Origin of the sequence: Streptomyces sp. WZ-12 (genome assembly GCF_028898845.1) — a bacterium.
Classification (GTDB): domain Bacteria; phylum Actinomycetota; class Actinomycetes; order Streptomycetales; family Streptomycetaceae; genus Streptomyces.
This window is the reverse complement of the sequence record NZ_CP118574.1, coordinates 3,228,667-3,249,833: the sequence shown is the minus strand read 5'-3', so window position 1 is coordinate 3,249,833 and position 21,167 is coordinate 3,228,667. Positions and strand designations below refer to the sequence as shown.

18 protein-coding genes and 1 tRNA gene are annotated in these 21,167 nt (G+C 71.8%); 15 read left to right on the top strand and 4 right to left on the bottom strand.

Going from position 1 to position 21,167, the window contains the following annotated elements:
* Nucleotides 1–75 precede the first annotated feature (75 nt).
* On the top strand, nt 76–1,374 hold the full coding sequence (locus PV796_RS13535; protein WP_274913287.1) for a cytochrome P450: 1,299 nt from the start codon (nt 76–78) through the stop codon (nt 1,372–1,374).
* A gap of 585 nt (nt 1,375–1,959) precedes the next feature.
* Nucleotides 1,960–2,904: a helix-turn-helix transcriptional regulator gene (locus PV796_RS13530; protein ID WP_274913286.1), complete on the top strand. Its 945-nt coding sequence runs from the start codon at nt 1,960–1,962 to the stop codon at nt 2,902–2,904.
* A 160-nt stretch (nt 2,905–3,064) separates the two neighbouring features.
* Here the strand turns inward: PV796_RS13530 and PV796_RS13525 are convergent, their stop codons facing one another.
* The 4 genes from PV796_RS13525 to PV796_RS13510 form a co-directional block, all read right to left on the bottom strand.
* Nucleotides 3,065–3,520 carry an NUDIX domain-containing protein gene (locus tag PV796_RS13525; protein ID WP_274913284.1) on the bottom strand — a complete coding sequence of 152 codons (456 nt, stop codon included), beginning with the start codon at nt 3,518–3,520 and terminating at the stop codon, nt 3,065–3,067.
* Between the two features lie 231 nt (nt 3,521–3,751).
* Nucleotides 3,752–4,960, bottom strand: coding sequence for an MAB_1171c family putative transporter (locus PV796_RS13520; RefSeq protein WP_274913283.1), 1,209 nt, complete (start codon nt 4,958–4,960; stop codon nt 3,752–3,754).
* Nucleotides 4,953–5,474: a hypothetical protein gene (locus PV796_RS13515; RefSeq protein WP_274913282.1), complete on the bottom strand. Its 522-nt coding sequence runs from the start codon at nt 5,472–5,474 to the stop codon at nt 4,953–4,955. Before PV796_RS13515 ends, PV796_RS13520 begins: the two co-directional genes overlap by 8 nt.
* 528 nt (nt 5,475–6,002) lie before the next feature.
* Nucleotides 6,003–6,074 (bottom strand) — tRNA-Arg (locus tag PV796_RS13510).
* 258 nt (nt 6,075–6,332) lie between these two features.
* On the opposite strand from PV796_RS13510, the gene PV796_RS13505 reads away from it, so the two are divergent.
* The 13 genes from PV796_RS13505 to PV796_RS13445 all read left to right on the top strand — a co-directional run bounded on the left by PV796_RS13505 (nt 6,333) and on the right by PV796_RS13445 (nt 21,080).
* Nucleotides 6,333–6,836 carry a response regulator gene (locus tag PV796_RS13505; protein ID WP_274913281.1) on the top strand — a complete coding sequence of 168 codons (504 nt, stop codon included), beginning with the start codon at nt 6,333–6,335 and terminating at the stop codon, nt 6,834–6,836.
* A 121-nt stretch (nt 6,837–6,957) separates the two neighbouring features.
* The gene (gene nrtL, locus PV796_RS13500) at nt 6,958–7,992 is read left to right on the top strand and encodes an ArgS-related anticodon-binding protein NrtL (RefSeq protein ID WP_274913280.1); all 1,035 of its coding nucleotides are present in this window, start codon (nt 6,958–6,960) and stop codon (nt 7,990–7,992) included.
* Between the two features lie 100 nt (nt 7,993–8,092).
* Nucleotides 8,093–9,484 carry a diaminopimelate decarboxylase gene (lysA, locus tag PV796_RS13495; RefSeq protein ID WP_274913279.1) on the top strand — a complete coding sequence of 464 codons (1,392 nt, stop codon included), beginning with the start codon at nt 8,093–8,095 and terminating at the stop codon, nt 9,482–9,484.
* A gap of 157 nt (nt 9,485–9,641) precedes the next feature.
* Complete coding sequence (locus tag PV796_RS13490) at nt 9,642–10,934, top strand: homoserine dehydrogenase (RefSeq protein ID WP_274913278.1); 1,293 nt, start codon at nt 9,642–9,644, stop codon at nt 10,932–10,934.
* 8 nt (nt 10,935–10,942) lie between these two features.
* Nucleotides 10,943–12,025 carry a threonine synthase gene (gene thrC, locus PV796_RS13485; protein WP_274913277.1) on the top strand — a complete coding sequence of 361 codons (1,083 nt, stop codon included), beginning with the start codon at nt 10,943–10,945 and terminating at the stop codon, nt 12,023–12,025.
* A 349-nt stretch (nt 12,026–12,374) separates the two neighbouring features.
* Nucleotides 12,375–13,292: a homoserine kinase gene (thrB, locus tag PV796_RS13480; protein WP_274913275.1), complete on the top strand. Its 918-nt coding sequence runs from the start codon at nt 12,375–12,377 to the stop codon at nt 13,290–13,292.
* Between the two features lie 373 nt (nt 13,293–13,665).
* A complete protein-coding gene (gene rho, locus PV796_RS13475; protein ID WP_274913273.1) occupies nt 13,666–15,681 on the top strand; it encodes a transcription termination factor Rho in 2,016 nt (671 codons plus the stop codon).
* Between the two features lie 349 nt (nt 15,682–16,030).
* Complete coding sequence (locus PV796_RS13470) at nt 16,031–17,155, top strand: LCP family protein (protein ID WP_274913272.1); 1,125 nt, start codon at nt 16,031–16,033, stop codon at nt 17,153–17,155.
* A gap of 154 nt (nt 17,156–17,309) precedes the next feature.
* Nucleotides 17,310–17,534: a 50S ribosomal protein L31 gene (gene rpmE, locus PV796_RS13465; RefSeq protein WP_016570915.1), complete on the top strand. Its 225-nt coding sequence runs from the start codon at nt 17,310–17,312 to the stop codon at nt 17,532–17,534.
* Between the two features lie 168 nt (nt 17,535–17,702).
* Nucleotides 17,703–18,782 (top strand): peptide chain release factor 1, encoded by a 1,080-nt coding sequence (prfA, locus tag PV796_RS13460; RefSeq protein WP_274913270.1) that lies wholly within the window; start codon nt 17,703–17,705, stop codon nt 18,780–18,782.
* A 39-nt stretch (nt 18,783–18,821) separates the two neighbouring features.
* A complete protein-coding gene (gene prmC, locus PV796_RS13455) occupies nt 18,822–19,667 on the top strand; it encodes a peptide chain release factor N(5)-glutamine methyltransferase (protein WP_274913269.1) in 846 nt (281 codons plus the stop codon).
* Between the two features lie 70 nt (nt 19,668–19,737).
* Entirely contained in the window at nt 19,738–20,385 is a 648-nt protein-coding gene (locus PV796_RS13450) for an L-threonylcarbamoyladenylate synthase (RefSeq protein ID WP_274913268.1), read from the top strand.
* Entirely contained in the window at nt 20,385–21,080 is a 696-nt protein-coding gene (locus tag PV796_RS13445; protein ID WP_274913267.1) for an arsenate reductase/protein-tyrosine-phosphatase family protein, read from the top strand. Before PV796_RS13450 ends, PV796_RS13445 begins: the two co-directional genes overlap by 1 nt.
* Nucleotides 21,081–21,167: the final 87 nt, after the last annotated feature.

The following is a 21,167-nucleotide window of genomic DNA, read 5'->3' as shown; positions in this document are numbered from 1 at the left end:
AGTGAAGGTCCCGCGCCGTTTCGGCCCACGGGGGCGGCCGAGCGCGGGTGACCGTCCCCCGCGACGAAAGGCAGTATGAGCGCCATGACGACCCTCCGTTCCCGGATCTTCGCCTGGGCCGGCCGCCTCTACCTGGCGAGAACGCGGAAGAAGGGCTTCGACCTCTCCCGCATGTCCTTCCTGCCGGACTCCGTCCTGATGCCGCTGCGCCGGGACGGGCTCGACCCGGTCCCCGACCTCGCCGCCGTCCGCGAGCGCGAGCCCATCAGCAAGCTCCCGGTGCCGATAGCCGCCAACGTCTGGCTGGTCACCGGCTACGACGAGGCCAGGGCCGTCCTCGGCAACGGCCAGGCGTTCAGCTCCGACTTCACCAACCTCGTCGGCAAGGCCGGCGCCGGCGCCGAACAGAACCCCGGCGGCCTCGGTTTCGCCGACCCGCCGGTGCACACCCGCCTCCGCCGGCTGCTCACCCCCGAATTCACCATGCGCCGCCTGAGCCGGCTCACCCCGCGCATCCACGACATCGTCGAGGAGCGCCTCGACGCCATGGAGCGGGCCGGCCGCAACGGCGAGCCGGTGGACCTCGTCGCCGCCTTCGCCCTCCCCATCCCCTCCCTCGTCATCTGCGAACTCCTCGGCGTCCCCTACGAGGACCGCGACGACTTCGAACGCCTCAGCGCCGCCCGCTTCGACCTCTTCAGCGGCGCCAACGCCTCCTTCGGCGCCATATCCGAATCGCTCGCCTACTTCCGTGAGGTGGTCAAGAAGCAGCGCGCCAACCCCGGCGACGGCCTGCTCGGCATGATCATCCGGGAGCACGGCGACTCGGTCTCCGACGAGGAGCTCGCCGGCCTCGCCGACGGCGTCCTGACCGGCGGCTTCGAGACCACCGCCAGCATGCTCGCGCTCGGTGCCCTGGTCCTCCTCCAGGACCCGAAGCACTTCGCGGCCCTCAAGGACGGCGAGGACGTCGTCGACGCCTACGTCGAGGAGCTGCTGCGCTACCTCACCGTCGTCCAGGTCGCCTTCCCCCGCTTCGCCCGCGAGGACCTGGAGGTCGGCGGCGTCCGCATCGCCGCCGGCGACGTGGTGCTGTGCTCCCTCAGCGGCGCCGACCGCGACGGCGAACTGGGCCCCGACATGGAGCAGTTCGACCCCCAGCGCGCCAAGGCCCGCTCCCACCTGGCCTTCGGCTACGGCATCCACCGCTGCGTCGGCGCCGAGCTCGCCCGCATGGAACTCCGCGCCGCCTACCCCGCCCTGGTCCGCCGCTTCCCGACCATGCGCCTCGCCGCCCGCCCCGAGGACCTGGCCTTCCGCAAGCTGTCGATCGTCTACGGCCTGGACTCGCTGCCGGTCCGCGTGGACGGCTGACGGGCGTCCCACCCGCCGCGCGGGGGAGCGGCGCGGGCCCGCTCCCCGGCACCCCAACCCCGAGCAACGAAAGATCCCTTGACCGCCATCACGCCGGTCAAGGGATCAGTGCTTTGTGGGGGAGACGGCTCCTCCGCAGGCAGCCCCTCCGTGCGTAAACGGCCGAAACGTGCGGAGGGAAGGAGAGGGGCACGGGCGCCGAGAGGTCGAGACGCCTGAGGCGCCTGAGATGCCTGAGACGGGAAGGCCGAAAAGGCGGTGAAGAGAAGGTCGGGCCACCGGCCGCCGCAAGGCGCCGGGGCGAAACGCCAGTTGGGGACAAGACGGGCAGCGCCTCCCCCGTGCGCGCTGCCTGTCCTGCCCCTCACCCGGCCATCCGCCGCGCCACTGCGCGGAGTTCGGCCCGGTCCAACCGGTGCCACCGACGAGGAAGGCGCGATGGGAGCCGGGCGGCGTCCCGACCGAACCTCGCGTCGGCTAGATTGAAGTTATCCCGATTCAGTGAACCGATCAAGTCGTCGTTTCCGGCGCCGGTGACTAGAGTTCGTAGATCGAATCCAAGCCCGTCGCCCAGGAGTAACTGCCATGCCCGCTCGTCGATTCGACGGTCGCCGCGTACGCGCCGTACGCCGAGCCGCCGAGCTAGTCCAGTGCCAGGTGGCGCAGGCGGTCGGCGTCCGGGACACGGCCGTGGCGAGCTGGGAGACCGGTCACAGCTCGCCGCCCCCGGAGAAGCTGCCGGCGCTCGCCCGCGCCCTCGGGCAGGACCTCGACGAGCTGTTCCCCAGGGACGGTCTCCCCGATCTCGCCGATCTGCGCGCCGACGCCGGCTATGCGCAGCGCGACACCAAGACCGTCACCAAGACCAAGAGCACCGGCGCGGTGGCCAATGCCGAACGGGGCCGCAGGCGCCTGGGCGACGCCCTCGTCCAACCCCTTGCCGCCGCCTACGGGGTGAGCGTCGAGGTGCTCCTGACCGCACAGGAGCGCTCGTTCGGCCACGACGTCCCCGCGCCCCCGTCCCGACCGACCGCCGGGCCGACCGCCGGGCCGACCGCCGGGCCGACCACCAAGTCGGCTGCGGACACCGCCACCGGGCCGTCCGCCGGCCAGGAGCCGCGGTCCATCGCGGAGAAGATCGCCGGCCTGCTGAGGCTCTCGAAGCCCGACGCCCGCCCCACCCACGCCGAGCTCGCCGCCCGCGGGAACGAGCGTTGCGGCCAACCCGTGCTCTCCGAACGGCTCGTCGCCGAACTGCACTCCGGGTCGGTGACCGAGGCCCCGCCCGAGGCCCTCAAGGCGCTGGCCCTGGCCCTGGACGCCCCCGAGCTCTTCTTCTCCAGCCACGACCGCGAGGTGGACCGGATCGTCAGCGGGATACGGCTGGTCAAGGACGGCTTCACCGGCATGGCGGCGCGCGGCCGGGACGGCGGCGTGCCGGCCGAACTCATGGACTACATCAGCGAGATGTTCCAGGAGATCCGCCGCACCGAACTCCCGGACCCCCCACATCCGTCGGACGCGCCCTAGGGCGCGTCCGACGGATCTCCGCGGCGTCGCGGCGTCTGGCACGCCCGCTCGCGGCGTTGCCGACATGTCCCCATAGCTCCGCTATGAAGACATCCCGGCGCCTTGCGATCGCACGCACCAGACGCCGCTCCTTCCTCCACGGAGATCCGTCGGACGCGCCCTAGGGTGCCGTCACCTCGACATAGCGCTGCTGCCCGTCCTCGCGGGCGGCCAGCGCCGCCTCCCAGGCGACGCTCATCGGCGCCGGGATCAGATCCGGTCCGATCTCCCGCGGTGCCACGAACCGGTGCTCCGCCAGCTCCTCGGACTGCAGCACCATCGACTCCTGCTGGGCGCCGGTGAGCGTGCCGCCGTCGAAGACGTAGTAGACGTGCGAGCCGCGGCCGGGGACGGTGACCCACGCGCTCACCAGCAGGGGGCCGACCGCCGGCTCGACGCCCAACTCCTCGCGCAGTTCGCGCTCGCAGGCCGCGCGCGGCAGTTCGCCCTCGTCGATGCGCCCGCCCGGCAGGTTCCAGGCCGGCTTGTAGGTCGGCTTCACGATCAGCACGCGGCCGTCCTCGTCGGTAACGACGGCCCCGGCCGAGGCCCCGACACGGGCGTGAGCAGCGCTCATGGGTGACTCCTGGATATGTCGTTGGTCGACCGGAAGCGGGCCGACCGGAAGGTGGTCGTGGTCAGTTGGTCGAGCGTCGGTCGGCGGAACGGCGGTTGGTCGAGTGTCGGTTGGTGGAGATCGCCCGACGGTCGCTCGCCCGCCGGGCGTCCGTCCGTCACGCCGGGGTGGCCGCGCCCAGCAGTCGGACGGTGGCCGTCGGGTTGGCGCTCGCGTAGGCGTCGGCCACCGTCAGCAGCCACGGCACCTCCGCGGCCAGGCTCTCCCCGCGGCCAGGCTCTCCCCGCGGCCGGAGGGGAACGGCACGGGCGAGCCGACCGGGCGGTCGGCGCTCGCCATGGCGGCCCGGATCCAGTACGCCTCGGCGACGGCGTCCGCGGGCCGGCCGGCCGTCTCGGCCGCCGCCAACTCCGTGGCGTGCCGGTACAGATCCTCCGGCGCGCGCCGGCGCAGTTCGTGGATCGCGTCCCGGATCTCCGTGACGTACCGGCCGAGCCGGATCTGCGGGGACGCGTCGTGCGCGAAGATGTCCCGCACCGTGTTGAGCGGCGCCACCAGCCGGCTGCCCGGCAGGATGCGGCTCGGCGGGTACAGCACCAGATCGGGCACCACGAACGCCAGGTCGCGCCAGAGCCGGTGCAGCCGTCGGATCGCCGCGAGGGTCCGGTAGCGCAGCACGGCGACGTGGATGGTCGGCGCGATCACGCCGATCGCCCACAGGAGGAACGCCCCGTACAGCAGGGTGTCGGTCACCGCCTCCTGGACGGCGGCCGGCCCCTCGGGCATCGGGCTGACGGTGTTCCAGACCGCGCAGACGGCGCGCACCACGCAGTACAGCGTGGCCACGGCCATGCCGACGGCCATCAGCCACAGCCCGACGCGCAGCGTGCGGCGCGGCGCGTGCCGGGCCTTGCTGCCCCACTGGTATCCGCACAGCGCGGTGACGGCGCCGGAGTAGAGGTAGAACAGGCCCATGTACACGGCCAGTCCGGGCTCCCCGGCGTGCCGCTCCATGAAGTACGGGGAGGTGGGGACCTCGGTGCGGTGCAGCCAGAAGAGGAAGACCCCGGCCATGACGGCGATGGTGAGCGCGCAGCCCCACCCCGCGTGCCGGTGCACCGCGGAGGTGATCCGGACCCGACGGCTCGGCTCCGCGCCCGAGGCGAGCTCCCCGGCGTCGACGGCCGTGAGGTACCGCAGCAGCGTGCACATCGCCGCGATCGTGATGGTGTGCTTGAGCAGCGTGGCCAGGTCGGCCACGCCGATGTGGTCGACGAGGAACCTGCCGAGCGCGGTGCGCATCAGCCAGGCCAGCGCCAGCGCGGTGAACGTGCCCCACAGGGAGCGCTCCCGGGCCCGGCCCCGCAGCGCGGCGGGCGCCCGCCACAGGGCCTGCACCAGCAGCAGGCCCACGATGGTGTAGGCGATCGCATCAGTCACGGGGGCTCCTGCCGGGGTGGGTGAGGGTGTCGTCCAGTGCGCGCAGCGCACCGTCCTCGATGAACTCGTCGCTGTACGCGATGTGGTGGATGAGGTCCGCCACGGTCTCCGCGCGGGCCTCCTCACGGGTGCCGTAGCGCCGGCGGGCGGCCGCCTGCCCGCGCCCGATCAGCCGGTCGACCAGTTCGGCGGACGGATCGCCCGCCACTCGGTCCAGTACCTGTGAGGTGACCCCGTCGGCGTCGTCGCACCACAGGTGACCCAGCTCGTGAAGGATGATCTTCTCGCGGTGGAAGCGCGTGGTGCTCTCGACGTGCAGGATCAGATCGAGCGGCAGGGTCTCGTGCTTGAGCCACAGCCCGCACAGCCCGGTGCTCCCCAACAGCCGGTCCGGCAGCGGCACGAGCCGGATGGACCGGCCGCGCGCCGCGGCGATGTTCGCCACCAGGCCGTCGAGGTCGAACGGACGGGGAACGGGCATCTCCTCGACGATCCGCCGGGCTTCCTTGCGCACGGCACGGTGGTTGACCGGCCTCCCGCCTTCTTGGCGACGCCTCCTCCACCGCATGCGACTGGTTCCCTATACCCGTAAGCCCCGGAATCGGCAGACCAAACGATGGCAGCGCGTCATCCAGTCCACTCGATGAGTCGAAGCGACATTAGGCGATTTCCGGTTGCCCTTGTCAAGTGCGGGATTCACACCCTCGAACGCCTTGAATTCCCAGGCGAATTAGCTTTCCGCTCATTGCATCATCGCCGGCCATGCGGCTCGGCAGCGTGCCGCGACCGCGGCCGGTACCGCGCACCCCGCGCATGGCATCCCCGCCAACTCGCCCGCGCCGCCCACGGATTCCCCGCGCGTCCGCCAAGAACCGCAGCCCCGGCCCCAGTTGGCGACCGCGAGCGACGACGACCGGGCGTGCGCGACGCACCAGAACCGCCCCGACCCAAACGAAAAAGCCGGACCCAGTGAGACTGGATCCGACTCTTCCTCTTGGCATCTGCGCTGACCAATTGCGCTCTCGCGTCGGTCGAAGCGAAGTGCCCCCGGCAGGATTCGAACCTGCGCACACGGCTCCGGAGGCCGTTGCTCTATCCCCTGAGCTACGGGGGCTTTGCCGCTCGTTGCGGCGACGGGTAGAACACTACCAGCTCCGCCGGGGTGGTCATGAACGTTCCGGTGGTCAGGGCCGGGAGCGGGGTCCGGGAGGCGAAGGAGGGGCACCCCTGGGGACCGTCCGACGGGTCGGGTCGGACGGGCCCTAGCGCATGGCGGCGGGCGGTCGACGGCGGTCGTGGAAACGTCCCCCGCACGAGGGCGGAAGTGGGCAAAACCGGGACGCAGCCGCAGGGGCGCGCCTAGTCTCGTGGTGTGCCTGGCTTGTCCGGTCGGATCCTTGTGGTCGATGACAACAAGGTGATCCGGCAGTTGATCAGGGTCAACCTTGAGCTGGAGGGCTTCGAGGTCGTGACCGCGGCTGATGGTGCCGAGTGTCTGGATGTCGTCCACCGGGTCAGACCCGACGTGGTGACCCTGGACGTGATGATGCCGCGGCTGGGCGGGCTGCACACCGCGGCGCGTTTGCGGTCCGACCCGCGCACCTGGGACATCCCGATCGCCATCGTCAGCGCCTGTTCCCAGGGCGAGGTGGACAACGGGGAGTCGGTGGGCATCGACGCGTTCTTGGCCAAGCCGTTCGAACCGACGGATCTGGTGCGCACGGTGGGGATGTTGGTGCGCGAGGGGCGGCGGGAGCGCAGGGGGTGTGGCGGCCTCGCGGAGGGCGCCGGAGGAGCGGAGAACGGGCGCCCGGGCGGGGGCGCGTGGGGGAGCGACGGCGAGCCGGGGGCCGGGGGCGACCGGGCCGCCGGATGACGAGCGACGGAGCGGGACGGGTCCCGGTCGTCGGATGGGGAACGGGCGGCGGAGCGGGCCGGAGGGCCACAGGGCGAAACCCGCTCGCGTGGGCACCCCCTTCCTCCCATACGCTGGTGCTGTGACCCCGGAAGAGCTCTCCCGTACCGTCCTGCGCTCCGTGCGCGGGGCCGTCGCGGAGCGGGAGCTCTCCGTGTCCGTGCCGGCGCGGATCGTGGTGCAGTCACCGCCCCGGCCCGGCTGCGGGGAGTACGCCTCCAACGTCGCGCTGCAACTGGCCGGCCCCGCCGGGCTGCCGGCGCGCGAGGTCGCCGAGATCCTGCGGCGGCGCCTGACCGGGCGGGACGGTATCGCGCGGGTGGAGATCGCCGGCCCGGGATTCCTCAACTTCCACTTGGGCGGCGCGGCCACGGCCGGCCTCGTCGCGGACGTGTTGGCCCAGGGGGAGCGCTACGGCGAACCCCCGGCGCCGGGAGCCGCGGGGCCCGGCCGGCCCGGTGGCCCGGCGCGCTTCGCGGGGCAGTGGGCGCGGGCCCGGGAGGCCGTCGTCGGCGAGGTGCTGGCGCGGCTCGGCCGGGCCGCGGAAGCGGACACTCCGGACGCTCCGGACGCCGACGGTGAACTGGCCGGTCTGCTCGCGCGACTGGGCAGCGACGAGGCGCGCTGGGCGCTGCTGCGGCCCGCCGCGCACGACCCGGTGCGGCTGCCGGAGCGGCCGGTGCAGCACGAGGACAACCCGCGCTTCCGCGTCCAGTACGCCCACGCGCGCACCCGCGCAATGGTGCGGAACGCCGCCGAGTTGGGGTTCGCCGGCGAAGCGGGCGACGTCCGCGGCGAGGCGCCCGCGGCCGACCACCGGCCCCCGCAGGACGCCCCGACGCCCCTGACGCTCCAAACCCTGGAGACCTGCCTCGGCACGTATCCCACCGCCACCGCGACCGCCGCCCGGCGGTGCGCGCCGGATCGCGTGGTGCGCCATCTGGAAGCCACCGCTGACGCCTATCTGCGGTGGCAGGAGGAGTTCTGGCCGCTGCCCGTCGGCGGGGAGAAACCCTTGGCCGTGCACCGCGCCCGGGTGGCCCTCGCCGAGGCCACGGGGACGGTGCTGGGGAACGGCCTGCACCTGCTCGGCATCTCTGCTCCTGAACACGTCTGAATCCGGAGACCTCCGATGCATGCGTCCGACGTCGTGCGAACCGCACCGGTGGCCGTCCCGATCAGCACCTCTGAACGATCTTGAGGGGACCGTTTCCGTTATGAGCCGTTCCGCGCACCCCGCAGGCCCCCGGCATGGCGACGTACTGCCCGAGGGGCACTACGCCGGGCCGCCCGCCGACCTCAACTCCCTTGACCCGCAGGTCTGGTCCCGCACCGTGGCGCGCGACGCCGACGGCGCGGTGACCGTCGGCGGGCTGTCCGTGACCGCGCTCGCCGAGGAGTTCGGCACGCCGGCCTACTTCCTGGACGAGGCGGACTTCCGGGCGCGCTGCCAAGCCTGGAAGGACGCGTTCGGGCCGGACGCCGACGTCTTCTACGCCGGCAAGGCGTTCCTGTCCCGCGCCGTCGTGCGGTGGCTGCACGAGGAGGGCCTCCACCTCGACGTCTGCTCCGGCGGCGAACTCGCGACGGCGCTGGACGCGGGGATGCCCGCGGAGCGCATCGCCCTGCACGGCAACAACAAGAGCACCGAGGAGATCACCCGGGCCGTCGAGGCCGGGGTGGGACGCATCGTGCTGGACTCCTTCCAGGAGATCGCCCGGGTCGCGCACATCGCCGAGCGGCTCGGCAAGCGCCAGCGGGTGCAGATCCGGGTCACGGTCGGCGTCGAGGCGCACACCCACGAGTTCATCGCGACCGCGCACGAGGACCAGAAGTTCGGCATCGCGCTGGCCGGCGGCCAGGCCGCCGAGGCGGTCCGGCGCGCGCTGAAGCTGGACGGCCTCGAACTCATCGGCATCCACAGCCACATCGGCTCGCAGATCTTCGACATGGCCGGCTTCGAGGTCTCCGCCCGCCGCGTCGTGGAACTGCTCGCGACGGTCCGCGACGAGCACGGCGTGGAGCTGCCGGAGATCGACCTCGGCGGCGGGCTGGGCATCGCCTACACCTCCGACGACGACCCGCGGGCGCCGCACGAGATCGCCGAGGCGCTGCGCGGGATCGTCGGCCGCGAGTGCGCGGCGGCCGGGCTGCGGGTGCCGCGGCTGTCCGTCGAGCCGGGCCGGGCGATCGTCGGCCCGACCGCCTTCACGCTCTACGAGGTCGGCACGGTCAAGGAGTTGGAGGGGCTGCGCACCTACGTCTCCGTGGACGGCGGGATGTCGGACAACATCCGCACCGCGCTGTACGACGCGGAGTACAGCGTGGTGCTGGCCTCCCGGACGTCCGGCGCCGAGCCGATGCTGTCGCGGGTGGTCGGCAAGCACTGCGAGAGCGGCGACATCGTCGTGCGGGACGCCTTCCTGCCCTCCGACGTGGCGCCGGGCGACCTGCTCGCGGTGCCGGCGACCGGCGCGTACTGCCGCTCCATGGCCAGCAACTACAACCACGCGCTGCGCCCGCCGGTGGTGGCGGTCAACGACGGTGCGGCCCGGGTGATCGTCCGGCGGGAGACGGAGGAAGATCTCCTGCGGTTGGATGTCGGGTAGGGGCGGATCGCCGGGACCGGGCCCCGGATGAAATAAATGTCTCGGCATCCGGACGCGGGGCGGAAACCGCCGTCCGGTGCGTGAGACTGGTGCACGACCGGGAAACCGGTGCGTGACCAAGCAAGAAACCGCTGGATCGAAGAAAAGACGAGGTCGAATGATGCGTACGCGTCCGCTGAAGGTGGCGCTGCTGGGCTGTGGTGTGGTCGGCTCAGAGGTGACGCGCATCATGACGACGCACGCCGACGACCTCGCGGCCCGCATCGGCGCGCCCGTGGAGCTCGCCGGGATCGCCGTCCGCCGCCCGGAGAAGGTGCGGGCCGGCGTCCCGGCCGAGCTGATCACCACCGACGCCACCGCGCTCGTCAAACGCGGCGACATCGACGTGGTCATCGAGGTGATCGGGGGGATCGAGCCCGCCCGGGGGCTGATCACCACCGCCTTCGAGCACGGCGCGAGCGTGGTCTCGGCCAACAAGGCCCTGGTGGCGGCGGACGGCGCCGCGCTGCACGCGGCCGCCGAGAAGCACAACGCCGACCTGTACTACGAGGCGGCGGTCGCCGGCGCGATCCCGCTGGTGCGGCCGCTGCGCGAGTCGCTCGCCGGCGACAAGGTCAACCGCGTCCTCGGCATCGTCAACGGCACCACCAACTTCATCCTCGACAAGATGGACAGCACCGGCGCCGGCTACAGCGAGGCCCTCGACGAGGCCACCGCGCTCGGCTACGCCGAGGCCGACCCGACCGCCGACGTCGAGGGCTTCGACGCCGCAGCCAAGGCCGCGATCCTCGCCGGGATCGCCTTCCACACCCGCGTCACCATCGACGACGTGCACCGCGAGGGGCTGACCGAGGTCACCGCCGCGGACATCGCCTCCGCCAAGCGGATGGGCTGCACCGTGAAGCTGCTGGCCATCTGCGAACGGGCCGCGGACGGCGCGTCGGTGACCGCCCGAGTGCACCCGGCGATGATCCCGCTGACGCATCCGCTGGCGTCCGTGCGCGAGGCGTACAACGCGGTCTTCGTGGAGGCCGACGCGGCCGGCCAGTTGATGTTCTACGGGCCGGGCGCGGGCGGTGCGCCGACCGCCTCCGCGGTCCTCGGCGACCTCGTCGCGGTCTGCCGCAACAAGCTCGCCGGAGCCACCGGGCCGGGGGAGTCGGCGTACACCGCGCTGCCCGTCAGCCCCATGGGTGAGGTCGTCACCCGCTACCACATCAGTCTCGACGTGGCCGACAAGCCCGGCGTCCTCGCGCAGGTCGCGACGGTCTTCGCCGAACACGGCGTGTCCATCGACACCGTCCGCCAACAGGGCAAGGACGGGGAGGCGGACCTCGTCGTCGTCACCCACCGGGCGACCGACGCGGCCCTGTCGTCGACGGTCCAAGCGCTGCGCGAGCTGGACACCGTCCGCGGTGTCGTCAGCATCATGCGGGTCGAAGGGGAGTAGAGGAACCCATGTCTGCCAATTCCACCGTGGCCACCAGTAGGCAGTGGCGCGGAATCATCGAGGAGTACCGCGACCGGCTGCCGGTCAGCGACACGACCGAGGTCGTGACCCTCCGGGAGGGCGGCACGCCGCTCGTCCCCGCCCAGGTGCTGTCCGAGCGCACCGGCTGCGAGGTGCACCTCAAGGTCGAGGGCGCCAACCCCACGGGGTCGTTCAAGGACCGCGGGATGACGATGGCCATCACCCGCGCCAAGGAAGAGGGCGCCAAGGCCGTCATCTGCGCCTCCACCGGCAACACCTCCGCCTCGGCCGCCGCCTACGCGGTCCGGGCCGGGATGGTCTGCGCGGTGCTGGTCCCACAGGGCAAGATCGCGCTCGGCAAGATGGGCCAGGCGCTGGTGCACGGCGCCAAGATCCTCCAGGTCGACGGAAATTTCGACGACTGCCTGACGCTGGCCCGGGGCCTCTCCGAGAAGTACCCGGTCGCACTTGTGAACTCCGTTAACCCGGTGCGCATCGAGGGCCAGAAGACCGCCGCCTTCGAGATCGTCGACATGCTCGGCGACGCCCCTGACATCCACGTCCTGCCCGTCGGCAACGCCGGCAACATCACCGCCTACTGGAAGGGCTACCGGGAGTACGCGGCCGACGGCGTCGCCGCGCGCACCCCGCGGATGTGGGGCTTCCAGGCGTCCGGCAGCGCCCCGATCGTGCGCGGCGAGGTCGTCAAGGACCCGCACACCATCGCCACCGCGATCCGCATCGGCAACCCCGCATCCTGGGAGTTCGCCGAGCGGGCCAGGGACGAGTCCGGCGGCTTCATCGACGACGTGACGGACCGTCAAATCCTGGCCGCCTACCGCCTGTTGGCCGCACAGGAGGGCGTCTTCGTGGAGCCCGCCTCGGCCGCCTCGGTCGCCGGTCTGCTGAAGGCCGCCGAGGAGGGCAAGGTCGACCCCGGCCAGCGGATCGTCTGTACGGTCACCGGCAACGGCCTGAAGGACCCCGACTGGGCGGTCGCCGGCGCACCGCAGCCGGTCACGGTCCCGATCGACGCCGACGCCGCGGCCGAGCGCCTCGGCCTCGCCTGACCCCTCCGGGCAACCCCCGCAACCTGCGGAGACGTTCGGGGGCGGGTGGGCCGGCCAGCCGCCCGCCCGCCCCCGAACCGCACATTGCGCAAAGCCCCGGGCAAACGCTGCAAAGGCGCCGTTGAGGCATGTGCTGGCGCGCGACACGCATCGTGCGCCTCCTGTGCGCCCTATGTCGCGACAGAACCTTCCTTCGATAGGCTGGCACCCAACTCCCCTCCCCACGGCATAACGCAGTGGTGTGCAGGGCAGGTCAGAACAGACCCCACGAGCCGTCCGGGCGCTTCGGCGCCGCGGAGTCGTGCTCCGGGGCAGTACCGCAGCATCAATCAAGGAGAGTCATCGAGCGATGGCCGGTCCCGCGTTCCGCGCCGCCGCCGTCCGGGTGCGCACCCCCGCTACCAGCGCCAATCTCGGCCCCGGCTTCGATGCCCTGGGACTTTCCCTGGGGCTGTACGACGACGTCGTCGTCCGGGTCGCCGACTCCGGTCTGCACGTCGACATCGCCGGCGAGGGTGCGCAGTCGCTGCCGCGCGACGAAAGCCATCTGCTCGTACGGGCCATGCGTACCGCCTTCGACCTGCTCGGCGGGCAGCCGCGCGGCCTGGAGATCGTCTGCGCCAACCGCATTCCGCACGGCCGGGGCCTCGGCTCCTCCTCGGCCGCCATCTGCGCCGGCATCGTCGCGGCCCGCGCGGTGACCATAGGCGGCGAGCAGAAGCTGGACGACGCCGCGCTGTTGGAGCTCGCCAACGAGATCGAGGGCCACCCCGACAACGTCGCGGCCTGTCTGCTCGGCGGGTTCACGCTGGCCTGGACGGACACCGGCACCGCGCGGGCGATCCGCATGGATCCGGCCGATTCCATCGTTCCGGTGGTCTTCGTGCCCGGGAAGCCGGTGCTCACCGAGACCGCCCGCGGACTGCTGCCGCGCACCGTCCCGCACGTGGACGCCGCGGCCAACGCCGGTCGTGCCGCACTGCTCGTCGAGGCCCTGACCAGGCGCCCCGAGCTGCTGCTCGCCGCGACCGAGGACCGACTTCACCAGGACTACCGTGCCCCCGCGATGCCGGAGAGCATGGGCCTGGTGAACCGACTGCGCGCGGACGGCGTCCCCGCAGTCATCTCCGGTGCGGGCCCGACGGTCCTCGCACTGGTCGAAGAAGCGGCGGCCGACAAGGTCGCGGCGCTGGCGGGAGAGGGGTGGGCGGCCAACCGGCTGACCCTCGACGTGGCGGGCACCTGCGTGCTGCCGCTCGCCGGGTGATCACACCGAGTGATCGACGATCGCCGGTCTTGGAGAGGGGGAATGTTTGTTGGATCCGGTAGTGTTAACCTCAAGTCAGTACTCGACGCCAGTGTGGCGCGGTGCTTCGTGTCCCCCATCGGGACCATTTCTTCCGGGAGCCTCCCAAACTGCTTGGAACCCTTGTCCTGAGCAGACGTGAGCACGCTCCGGAATCGGCGTGACGACATAAGTCACATCCCAGATCTTCACGCCGGAGCCATGAATTGATTTCTCCGCCGAATCAGGCGGGACCACCGCCCCGGCCCGGTCCGTTAGACCAAGGAACCGGCCGGACAGCACAACCGGTCGCCGAGCCAGACAGGCCGACGCCCGCTCCAGGGAAGGACCCTTCGTGAGCGACACCACCGATCTGATGGGCGCGCGCACCGACGGCAGTGCCGCCACGCCCGCCACGGACGCTCCCGCCGCGCCTGCCACCACGCGGCGCCGCCGTTCCGGCACCGGCCTTGAGGGCATGGTCCTGGCAGAGTTGCAGCAGATTGCCTCGGGCCTCGGTATCAAGGGCACCGCGCGGATGCGCAAGAGCCAGCTGATCGAGGTCATCAAGGAGCGGCAGGCCGCCGGCTCCGGGGCCGCAACCAAGGCCGACGCGCCCGCCGCCGACGCCGAGACCAAGCCCAAGCGCCGGGCCACTTCCAAGGCCCGCACCGGTGAGGAGAGCGCCGAGCCCGCCAAGGCCGAGAAGGCCGCCAAGTCGACCAAGTCGACGGAGAAGGCCGGGACCCAGCAGCAGATCGACATCCCCGGCCAGCCCTCCCCGCAGGGCGGCGCCGCCGCCGAGGAGGCGCCGACCGGTGAGCGCCGCCGGCGCCGGGCCACCGCCCCCGCGGGCAGCCCGGACGGCACCGACGCCAAGGCCGAGTCCGCCACCGCGGTCAAGGCCGAGGCCAAGACCGACACCGCCGCGCAGGAGGCCGGCGAGGGCCGGTCCGCCAAGGGCACCGACCGCCAGGACCGCGGGGACCGCGGCCCGAAGGGCGAGCGGGGTCGTCGGGACCGTGACCGGGACCGCGACCGCGACCGTCGCAAGGGCGACGCGGGCGACAGCGGCGGCCAGGGCGGCAACCGTCAGCGGGACCGTCGGGACGGCGGCGACGACGAGGACTTCGAGGGTGGTCGGCGCGGTCGGCGCGGCCGTTACCGCGACCGCCGCGGGCGTCGTGGCCGCGAGGACTTCGCAGGCGAGCCGCAGTTGGCCGAGGACGACGTGCTGATCCCCGTCGCGGGCATCCTCGACATCCTCGACAACTACGCGTTCATCCGGACCTCCGGCTACCTGCCCGGCCCGAACGACGTCTACGTCTCGCTCGCCCAGGTCCGCAAGAACGGCCTGCGCAAGGGTGACCACGTCACCGGCGCGGTCCGGCAGCCCAAGGACGGCGAGCGGCGCGAGAAGTTCAACGCCCTGGTGCGGCTGGACAGCGTCAACAGCATGGCGCCCGAACAGGGCCGCCAGCGGGCGGAGTTCGGGAAGCTGACGCCCCTTTACCCGCAGGAGCGGCTGCGCCTGGAGGGCGAGTCGGGCGGCCTGACGACCCGGATCATCGATCTCGTCACGCCGATCGGCAAGGGCCAGCGCGGTCTGATCGTGGCGCCGCCGAAGACCGGCAAGACCATGATCATGCAGGCGATCGCCAACTCGATCACCCGCAACAACCCCGAGTGCCACCTGATGGTCGTCCTCGTCGACGAGCGTCCGGAAGAGGTCACCGACATGCAGCGGTCGGTCAAGGGCGAGGTCATCTCCTCGACCTTCGACCGCCCGGCCGAGGATCACACCACCGTCGCCGAACTCGCCATCGAGCGCGCCAAGCGCCTGGTCGAGCTCGGCCACGACGTGGTCGTGCTGCTGGACTCCATCACCCGCCTGGGCCGCGCGTACAACCTCGCGGCGCCCGCCTCCGGCCGCATCCTCTCCGGTGGTGTCGACTCGACCGCGCTCTACCCGCCGAAGCGCTTCTTCGGTGCCGCGCGCAACATCGAGGACGGCGGCTCGCTGACCATCCTGGCCACCGCGCTGGTCGAGACCGGCTCGCGGATGGACGAGGTGATCTTCGAGGAGTTCAAGGGCACCGGCAACCTGGAGCTCAAGCTCGACCGCAAGCTCTCCGACAAGCGCATCTTCCCGGCGGTGGACGTGGACGCGTCCAGCACCCGTAAGGAAGAGATCCTGATGGGCAGCGACGAGCTGGCCATCGTCTGGAAGCTGCGTCGGGTGCTGCACGCGCTGGACCAGCAGCAGGCCATCGAGCTGCTGCTGGACAAGATGAAGCAGACCAAGTCCAACGCGGAGTTCCTGCTGCAGATCCAGAAGACGACGCCGACCACGGGCAACGGCAACGACTGACGCCCGCGGCCGCGCCGCACTTCCACCGGGCCCCCTCACCCCTTCGCGGGTGAGGGGGCCCGGTTCATTCCGGTGTGACCCGCGCCGCGCGGGGCCGTGACCCGCTTGAGACCTTTCGCACAGATCGACGGCGCCTGCGGCGTTTACGCCGGACTGTGCCGCGCCGCGAAACCCCTGGTGAGGGCCGTGCCGCGGGCTCCGCGTCGGCGAGCGACGGCTGGTCCTTCTAAGAAAACGCTCATATTGGGCTGTGCAACCCTTCCGGTCGGCCCCCCGTCTGACTAGGCAATCCACCGCTTACGGCAGGGAGACGGCGAGGCGCAGTCGACCGACGAAGGACTGAGAACAGATGGCGCAGAGCGACGGGACCGGGCGAACCGCCGGAAGCGGAGGACGCTCCATACGTGGCACCGGACGGCGGCGCAAGGCCCCCAGCCGGCGGCACCGGATCCTCACCCGCACCCTGTGCGCACTGGTCGGCGTGGTGCTGCTCGGCGGCGCCGGGGCCGGCTACCTCTACTTCAAGTTCAACGGCAACCTCACGGGCGTCGACATCAACGCCGCCCTCGGCCGCGACCGGCCCAAGAACATCGACAACGGCTCGATGGACATCCTCGTCATGGGCTCCGACTCCCGCTCCGGCGCCAACGCCTCCTACGGCAAGGACGAGGGCGGGGCGCGCTCGGACACCGCGATGGTCCTGCACGTCTTCAAGGGCCACAAGAAGGCCAGCGTCGTCAGCATCCCGCGCGACACCCTGGTCACCCGGCCCGACTGCACCAAGGACGGCAGGACCGTCCCCGGGCAGCAGCGCGCCATGTTCAACACCGCCTTCGAGGTCGGCGGCCCCGCCTGCGCCGTCAAGACCGTCGAGTCGATGAGCGGCATCCGTATGGACCACTTCGTCGAGGTCGACTTCACCGGCTTCAAGAAGCTCATCGACGCGCTCGGCGGGGTGCCGATCACCACCACCAAGCCGATCGACGACAAGTACAGCCATCTGCACCTGGCGCCCGGCACCCACACCCTGGGCGGCGAGGACGCCCTCGGCCTGGTCCGCACCCGGCACGGCGTCCCCGGCGGCGACGGCAGCGACCTGGGCCGCATCCAGCTCCAACAGACCTTCATCAAGGCCCTGTTGAAGCAGGTGCGCAGCATCGGCGTGCTCTCCAACCCCGCCAAGCTCTACGACATCGCCGACACCGCCACCAAGGCCATCACCACCGACACCGACCTCAACTCGGTCACCGCACTGACTGGTCTTGCCAAGGAACTCGGCGGCATCTCCACCGACGACATCGACATGGTGACGCTCCCGGTGACCTACGACCCGGTCGACCCCGACCGCGTGCTGCCGCTCACCGCCAAGAGCCGGCAGGTGTGGGACGCGCTCCGCAACGACCAGGACATCCCCAAGGCCGCGCTCAAGGGCTCGGCGGGTGACAAGGGCGGCACGTCCCGCTACGTCAAGTAGCCGCCGCCGGCGCCGCGCCCGCCCGGGAATAGCGGAGGTCGTACCCCGGTTTTGGGAGATACGGCCAGTGCTGGCAAACTGGACCGTCGGCCCCGGTTCACGTGACGCAATCCGTGCCACGACCCGGTGCCACTCCCGAACCTAGGAGAATCCCTTGAAGCGCGACATCCACCCGGAGTACGTCGAGACCCAGGTCAGCTGCACCTGTGGCGCGTCGTTCACCACCCGTAGCACCGTTGCCGGCGGCACCATCCGCGCCGACATCTGCTCCGAGTGCCACCCGTTCTACACGGGCAAGCAGAAGATCATGGACACGGGCGGCCGCGTGGCCCGCTTCGAGGCCCGCTTCGGCAAGTCCGCCCAGGCCGCCAAGAAGTAGCGACCCGCAAGGCGCCGGCCTCCGGTCGCCCCTGGACAAGGGGGACCGGACCGGCGTCTTTGTCGTCCGTACCCTCTGCCCCCCCGGCTGAGGGCCGGCCCGCCGCACCGCGGCAACGGGGCGCAGCGCCCCGGGAAGCCACACCAGCAGTCAGCAGAGGAACACACGATGTTCGAGGCGGTCGAGGAACTGGTCGGCGAGCACGCCGACCTCGAAAAGCGGCTGGCCGACCCCGCGGTCCACGCGGACCAGCGCGAGGCCATGCGGCTCAACAAGCGCTATGCGGAACTGACCCCGATCATCGCCACGTACCGCGCGTGGAAGCAGACCGGCGACGACATCGGCACGGCCCGCGAACTGGCCGCCGACGACCCGGACTTCGCGAGTGAGGTCAAGGATCTCGAAGCCGCCCGCGAGGAGCTCACCGAGAAGCTGCGGCTGCTGCTCGTCCCGCGCGACCCCAGCGACGACAAGGACGTCATCCTGGAGGTCAAGGCCGGCGAGGGCGGCGAGGAGTCCGCGCTGTTCGCCGGCGACCTGCTGCGGATGTACCTGCGGTACGCGGAGCGGGTCGGCTGGAAGACCGAGATCCTCGACGCCAACGAGTCCGACCTCGGTGGCTACAAGGACGTCCAGGTCGCGGTGAAGACCAAGGGCGGCGGCGGGGCCACCGAGCCCGGCCAGGGCGTCTGGGCGCGGCTGAAGTACGAGGGCGGGGTGCACCGCGTCCAGCGGGTGCCCGCGACCGAGTCGCAGGGCCGGATCCACACCTCCGCGGCCGGTGTGCTGGTCACGCCGGAGGCCGAGGAGGTCGAGGTCGAGGTCGTGGCCAACGACCTGCGGATCGACGTCTACCGCTCCTCGGGGCCCGGCGGCCAGTCCGTCAACACCACCGACTCCGCGGTCCGGATCACCCACCTGCCCACCGGCATCGTGGTCTCCTGCCAGAACGAGAAGAGCCAGCTCCAGAACAAGGAGCAGGCGATGCGCATCCTCCGCTCGCGGCTGCTGGCCGCGGCCCAGGAGGAGGCCGAGAAGGAGGCGTCGGACGCCCGGCGCAGCCAGGTGCGCACCGTGGACCGCTCGGAGCGCATCCGCACGTACAACTTCCCGGAGAACCGCATCTCGGACCACCGGGTGGGCTTCAAGGCGTACAACCTGGACCAGGTGCTCGACGGCGAGCTGGACCCGGTCATCCAGGCGTGCGTCGACGCCGATGCGGCGGCCAAGCTGGCCGCCGCCCAGTAAGACCGCAAGACCTTTGAGGACCGATCGGCTGGAGGACCAGTGAACCTGCTGCTCGCGGAGGTGGCCCAGGCCACCCAGCGGCTGGCCGACGCCGGCGTGCCCTCCCCGCGCTTCGACGCGGAGGAGTTGGCCGCGCATGTGCACGGCGTCAAGCGCAGCCAGTTGCACACGGTCCCCGACGCGGACTTCGACGCCCGCTACTGGGAGGCCGTCGCCCGTCGCGAGGCGCGCGAACCCCTCCAGCACATCACCGGCCGGGCGTTCTTCCGCTACCTCGAACTGGCCGTCGGGCCGGGGGTGTTCGTGCCCCGCCCGGAGACCGAGTCGGTGGTCGGGTGGGCGATAGACGCGGTGCGCGCCATGGACGTCGTCGAGCCGCTGATCGTCGACCTCTGCACCGGCTCGGGGGCGATCGCCCTCGCCCTGGCGCAGGAGGTGCCGCGCTCGCGGGTGCACGCCGTGGAACTCTCCGACGAGGCCCTGGGCTTCGCCCGCAAGAACGTCGAGGGGTCCCGCGTCGTTCTCCACCACGGCGATGCGCTCACCGCGCTCCCCGAACTGGACGGGCAGGTCGACCTGGTGATCTCCAATCCGCCGTACATCCCGCTCACCGAGTGGGAGTACGTCGCCCCCGAGGCCCGCGACCACGACCCGGAGCTGGCGCTGTTCTCCGGCGAGGACGGCCTGGACACCATCCGGGGCATCGAGCGGACCGCGCACCGTCTGCTGAGGCCCGGCGGCGTGGTCGTCGTCGAGCACGCCGACACCCAGGGCGGGCAGGTGCCGTGGATCTTCAACGAGGAGCTGGGCTGGGCGGACGCGGCCGACCACCCCGACCTCAACAACCGGCCCCGCTTCGCCACCGCGCGCCGGGCGACGCCATGAGCCGCCCCGCCCAGGCGCCCGACGCAGGCGAGGCATCCGAAGTATTCGTTCCGCACGAGGAGGACCGCTAATGGCACGGCGATACGACTGCAGCGACGCGACCGACCGCGCGACCGGCCTGCGTGAGGCAGCCTCGGCCGTGCGGCGCGGCGAGCTGGTCGTGCTGCCGACCGACACCGTCTACGGCATCGGCGCGGACGCCTTCAGCCCGGAGGCCGTCGGCGACCTGCTGGAGGCCAAGGGCCGTGGCCGGGGGATGCCGTCCCCGGTCCTGGTCGGGTCCCCCAACACCCTGCACGGCCTGGTCACCGAGTTCTCCGAGCAGGCGTGGGAGCTGGTCGACGCGTTCTGGCCGGGGGCGTTGACCCTCGTCGCCAGCCATCAGCCGTCGCTGACCTGGGACTTGGGCGAGACCCGCGGCACGGTCGCGGTGCGGATGCCGCTGCACCCGGTCGCCATCGAGCTGCTCACCGAGTTCGGCCCGATGGCGGTCTCCAGCGCCAACCTCACCGGCCACCCCTCTCCGCAGGACTGCGACGCCGCGCAGGAGATGCTCGGCGACTCGGTCTCGGTCTACCTCGACGCCGGCCCGACGCCCGCCGCCGTGCCGTCCTCGATCGTGGACGTCACCGGCAAGGTGCCGGTGCTGCTGCGCGAGGGCGCCATCAGCGTCGAGGAGCTGCGCAAGGTCGTACCCGAGCTTGAGGTGGCGCATTGATGCCGCCGCCGCAGGGACGGGGCATAGCGGGACGAGGCGCCGACACCTTCTCCGTCCCGGTGGAGGACCCGCACTGCTTCCGGATCCTCCACGTCAGCACCGGCAACGTCTGCCGCTCGCCGATCACCGAGCGGCTGCACCGGCACGCCCTCCAGGAGCGGCTCGGCTCGTCACAGGCCGTCCGCGGCTGCGGGCTGCTCGTGGAGAGCGCCGGTACCTGGGGCCATGAGGGCGCCCCGATGGAGACGCACGCCGCGACGGTGCTCGCCGACTACGGCGCGGACCCGGCCGGCTTCATCGGCCGGGAGCTGCTCGACGAGCACGTCATCCGGGCCGACCTGGTGCTCACCGCCACCCGTGACCACCGCGCGCAGGTCATCTCCATGGGGCACTCCGCGGGGCTGCGCACCTTCACGCTGAAGGAGTTCAACCGGCTGGTTCGCGCCATAGATCCGGCCACGTTGCCGGCGCCCGACCCGGGGCTGCCCGACGGCGGGCTGGTCGAGCGGGCCCGCGCGCTGGTCGGCGCGGCCGCCGCGCTGCGCGGCTGGCTGCTGGCGCCCAACCCGGAGTCCGACGAGGTCCACGACCCCTACGGGGCGCCGATCACGTTCTTCCGCTCCATCGGCGACGAGATCAACAGCGCGCTCGACCCGGTCGTCACCGCCCTCACCGGAGTCCCGGCGCCGGCGTAGCGCGCCCGCGCACCCTCGCGTCCCAGGCACCCCGGGAACGGCCCTGACGGCCCCTCTGCGGCCCGTGGCCGGCCCCGGGACCCGATC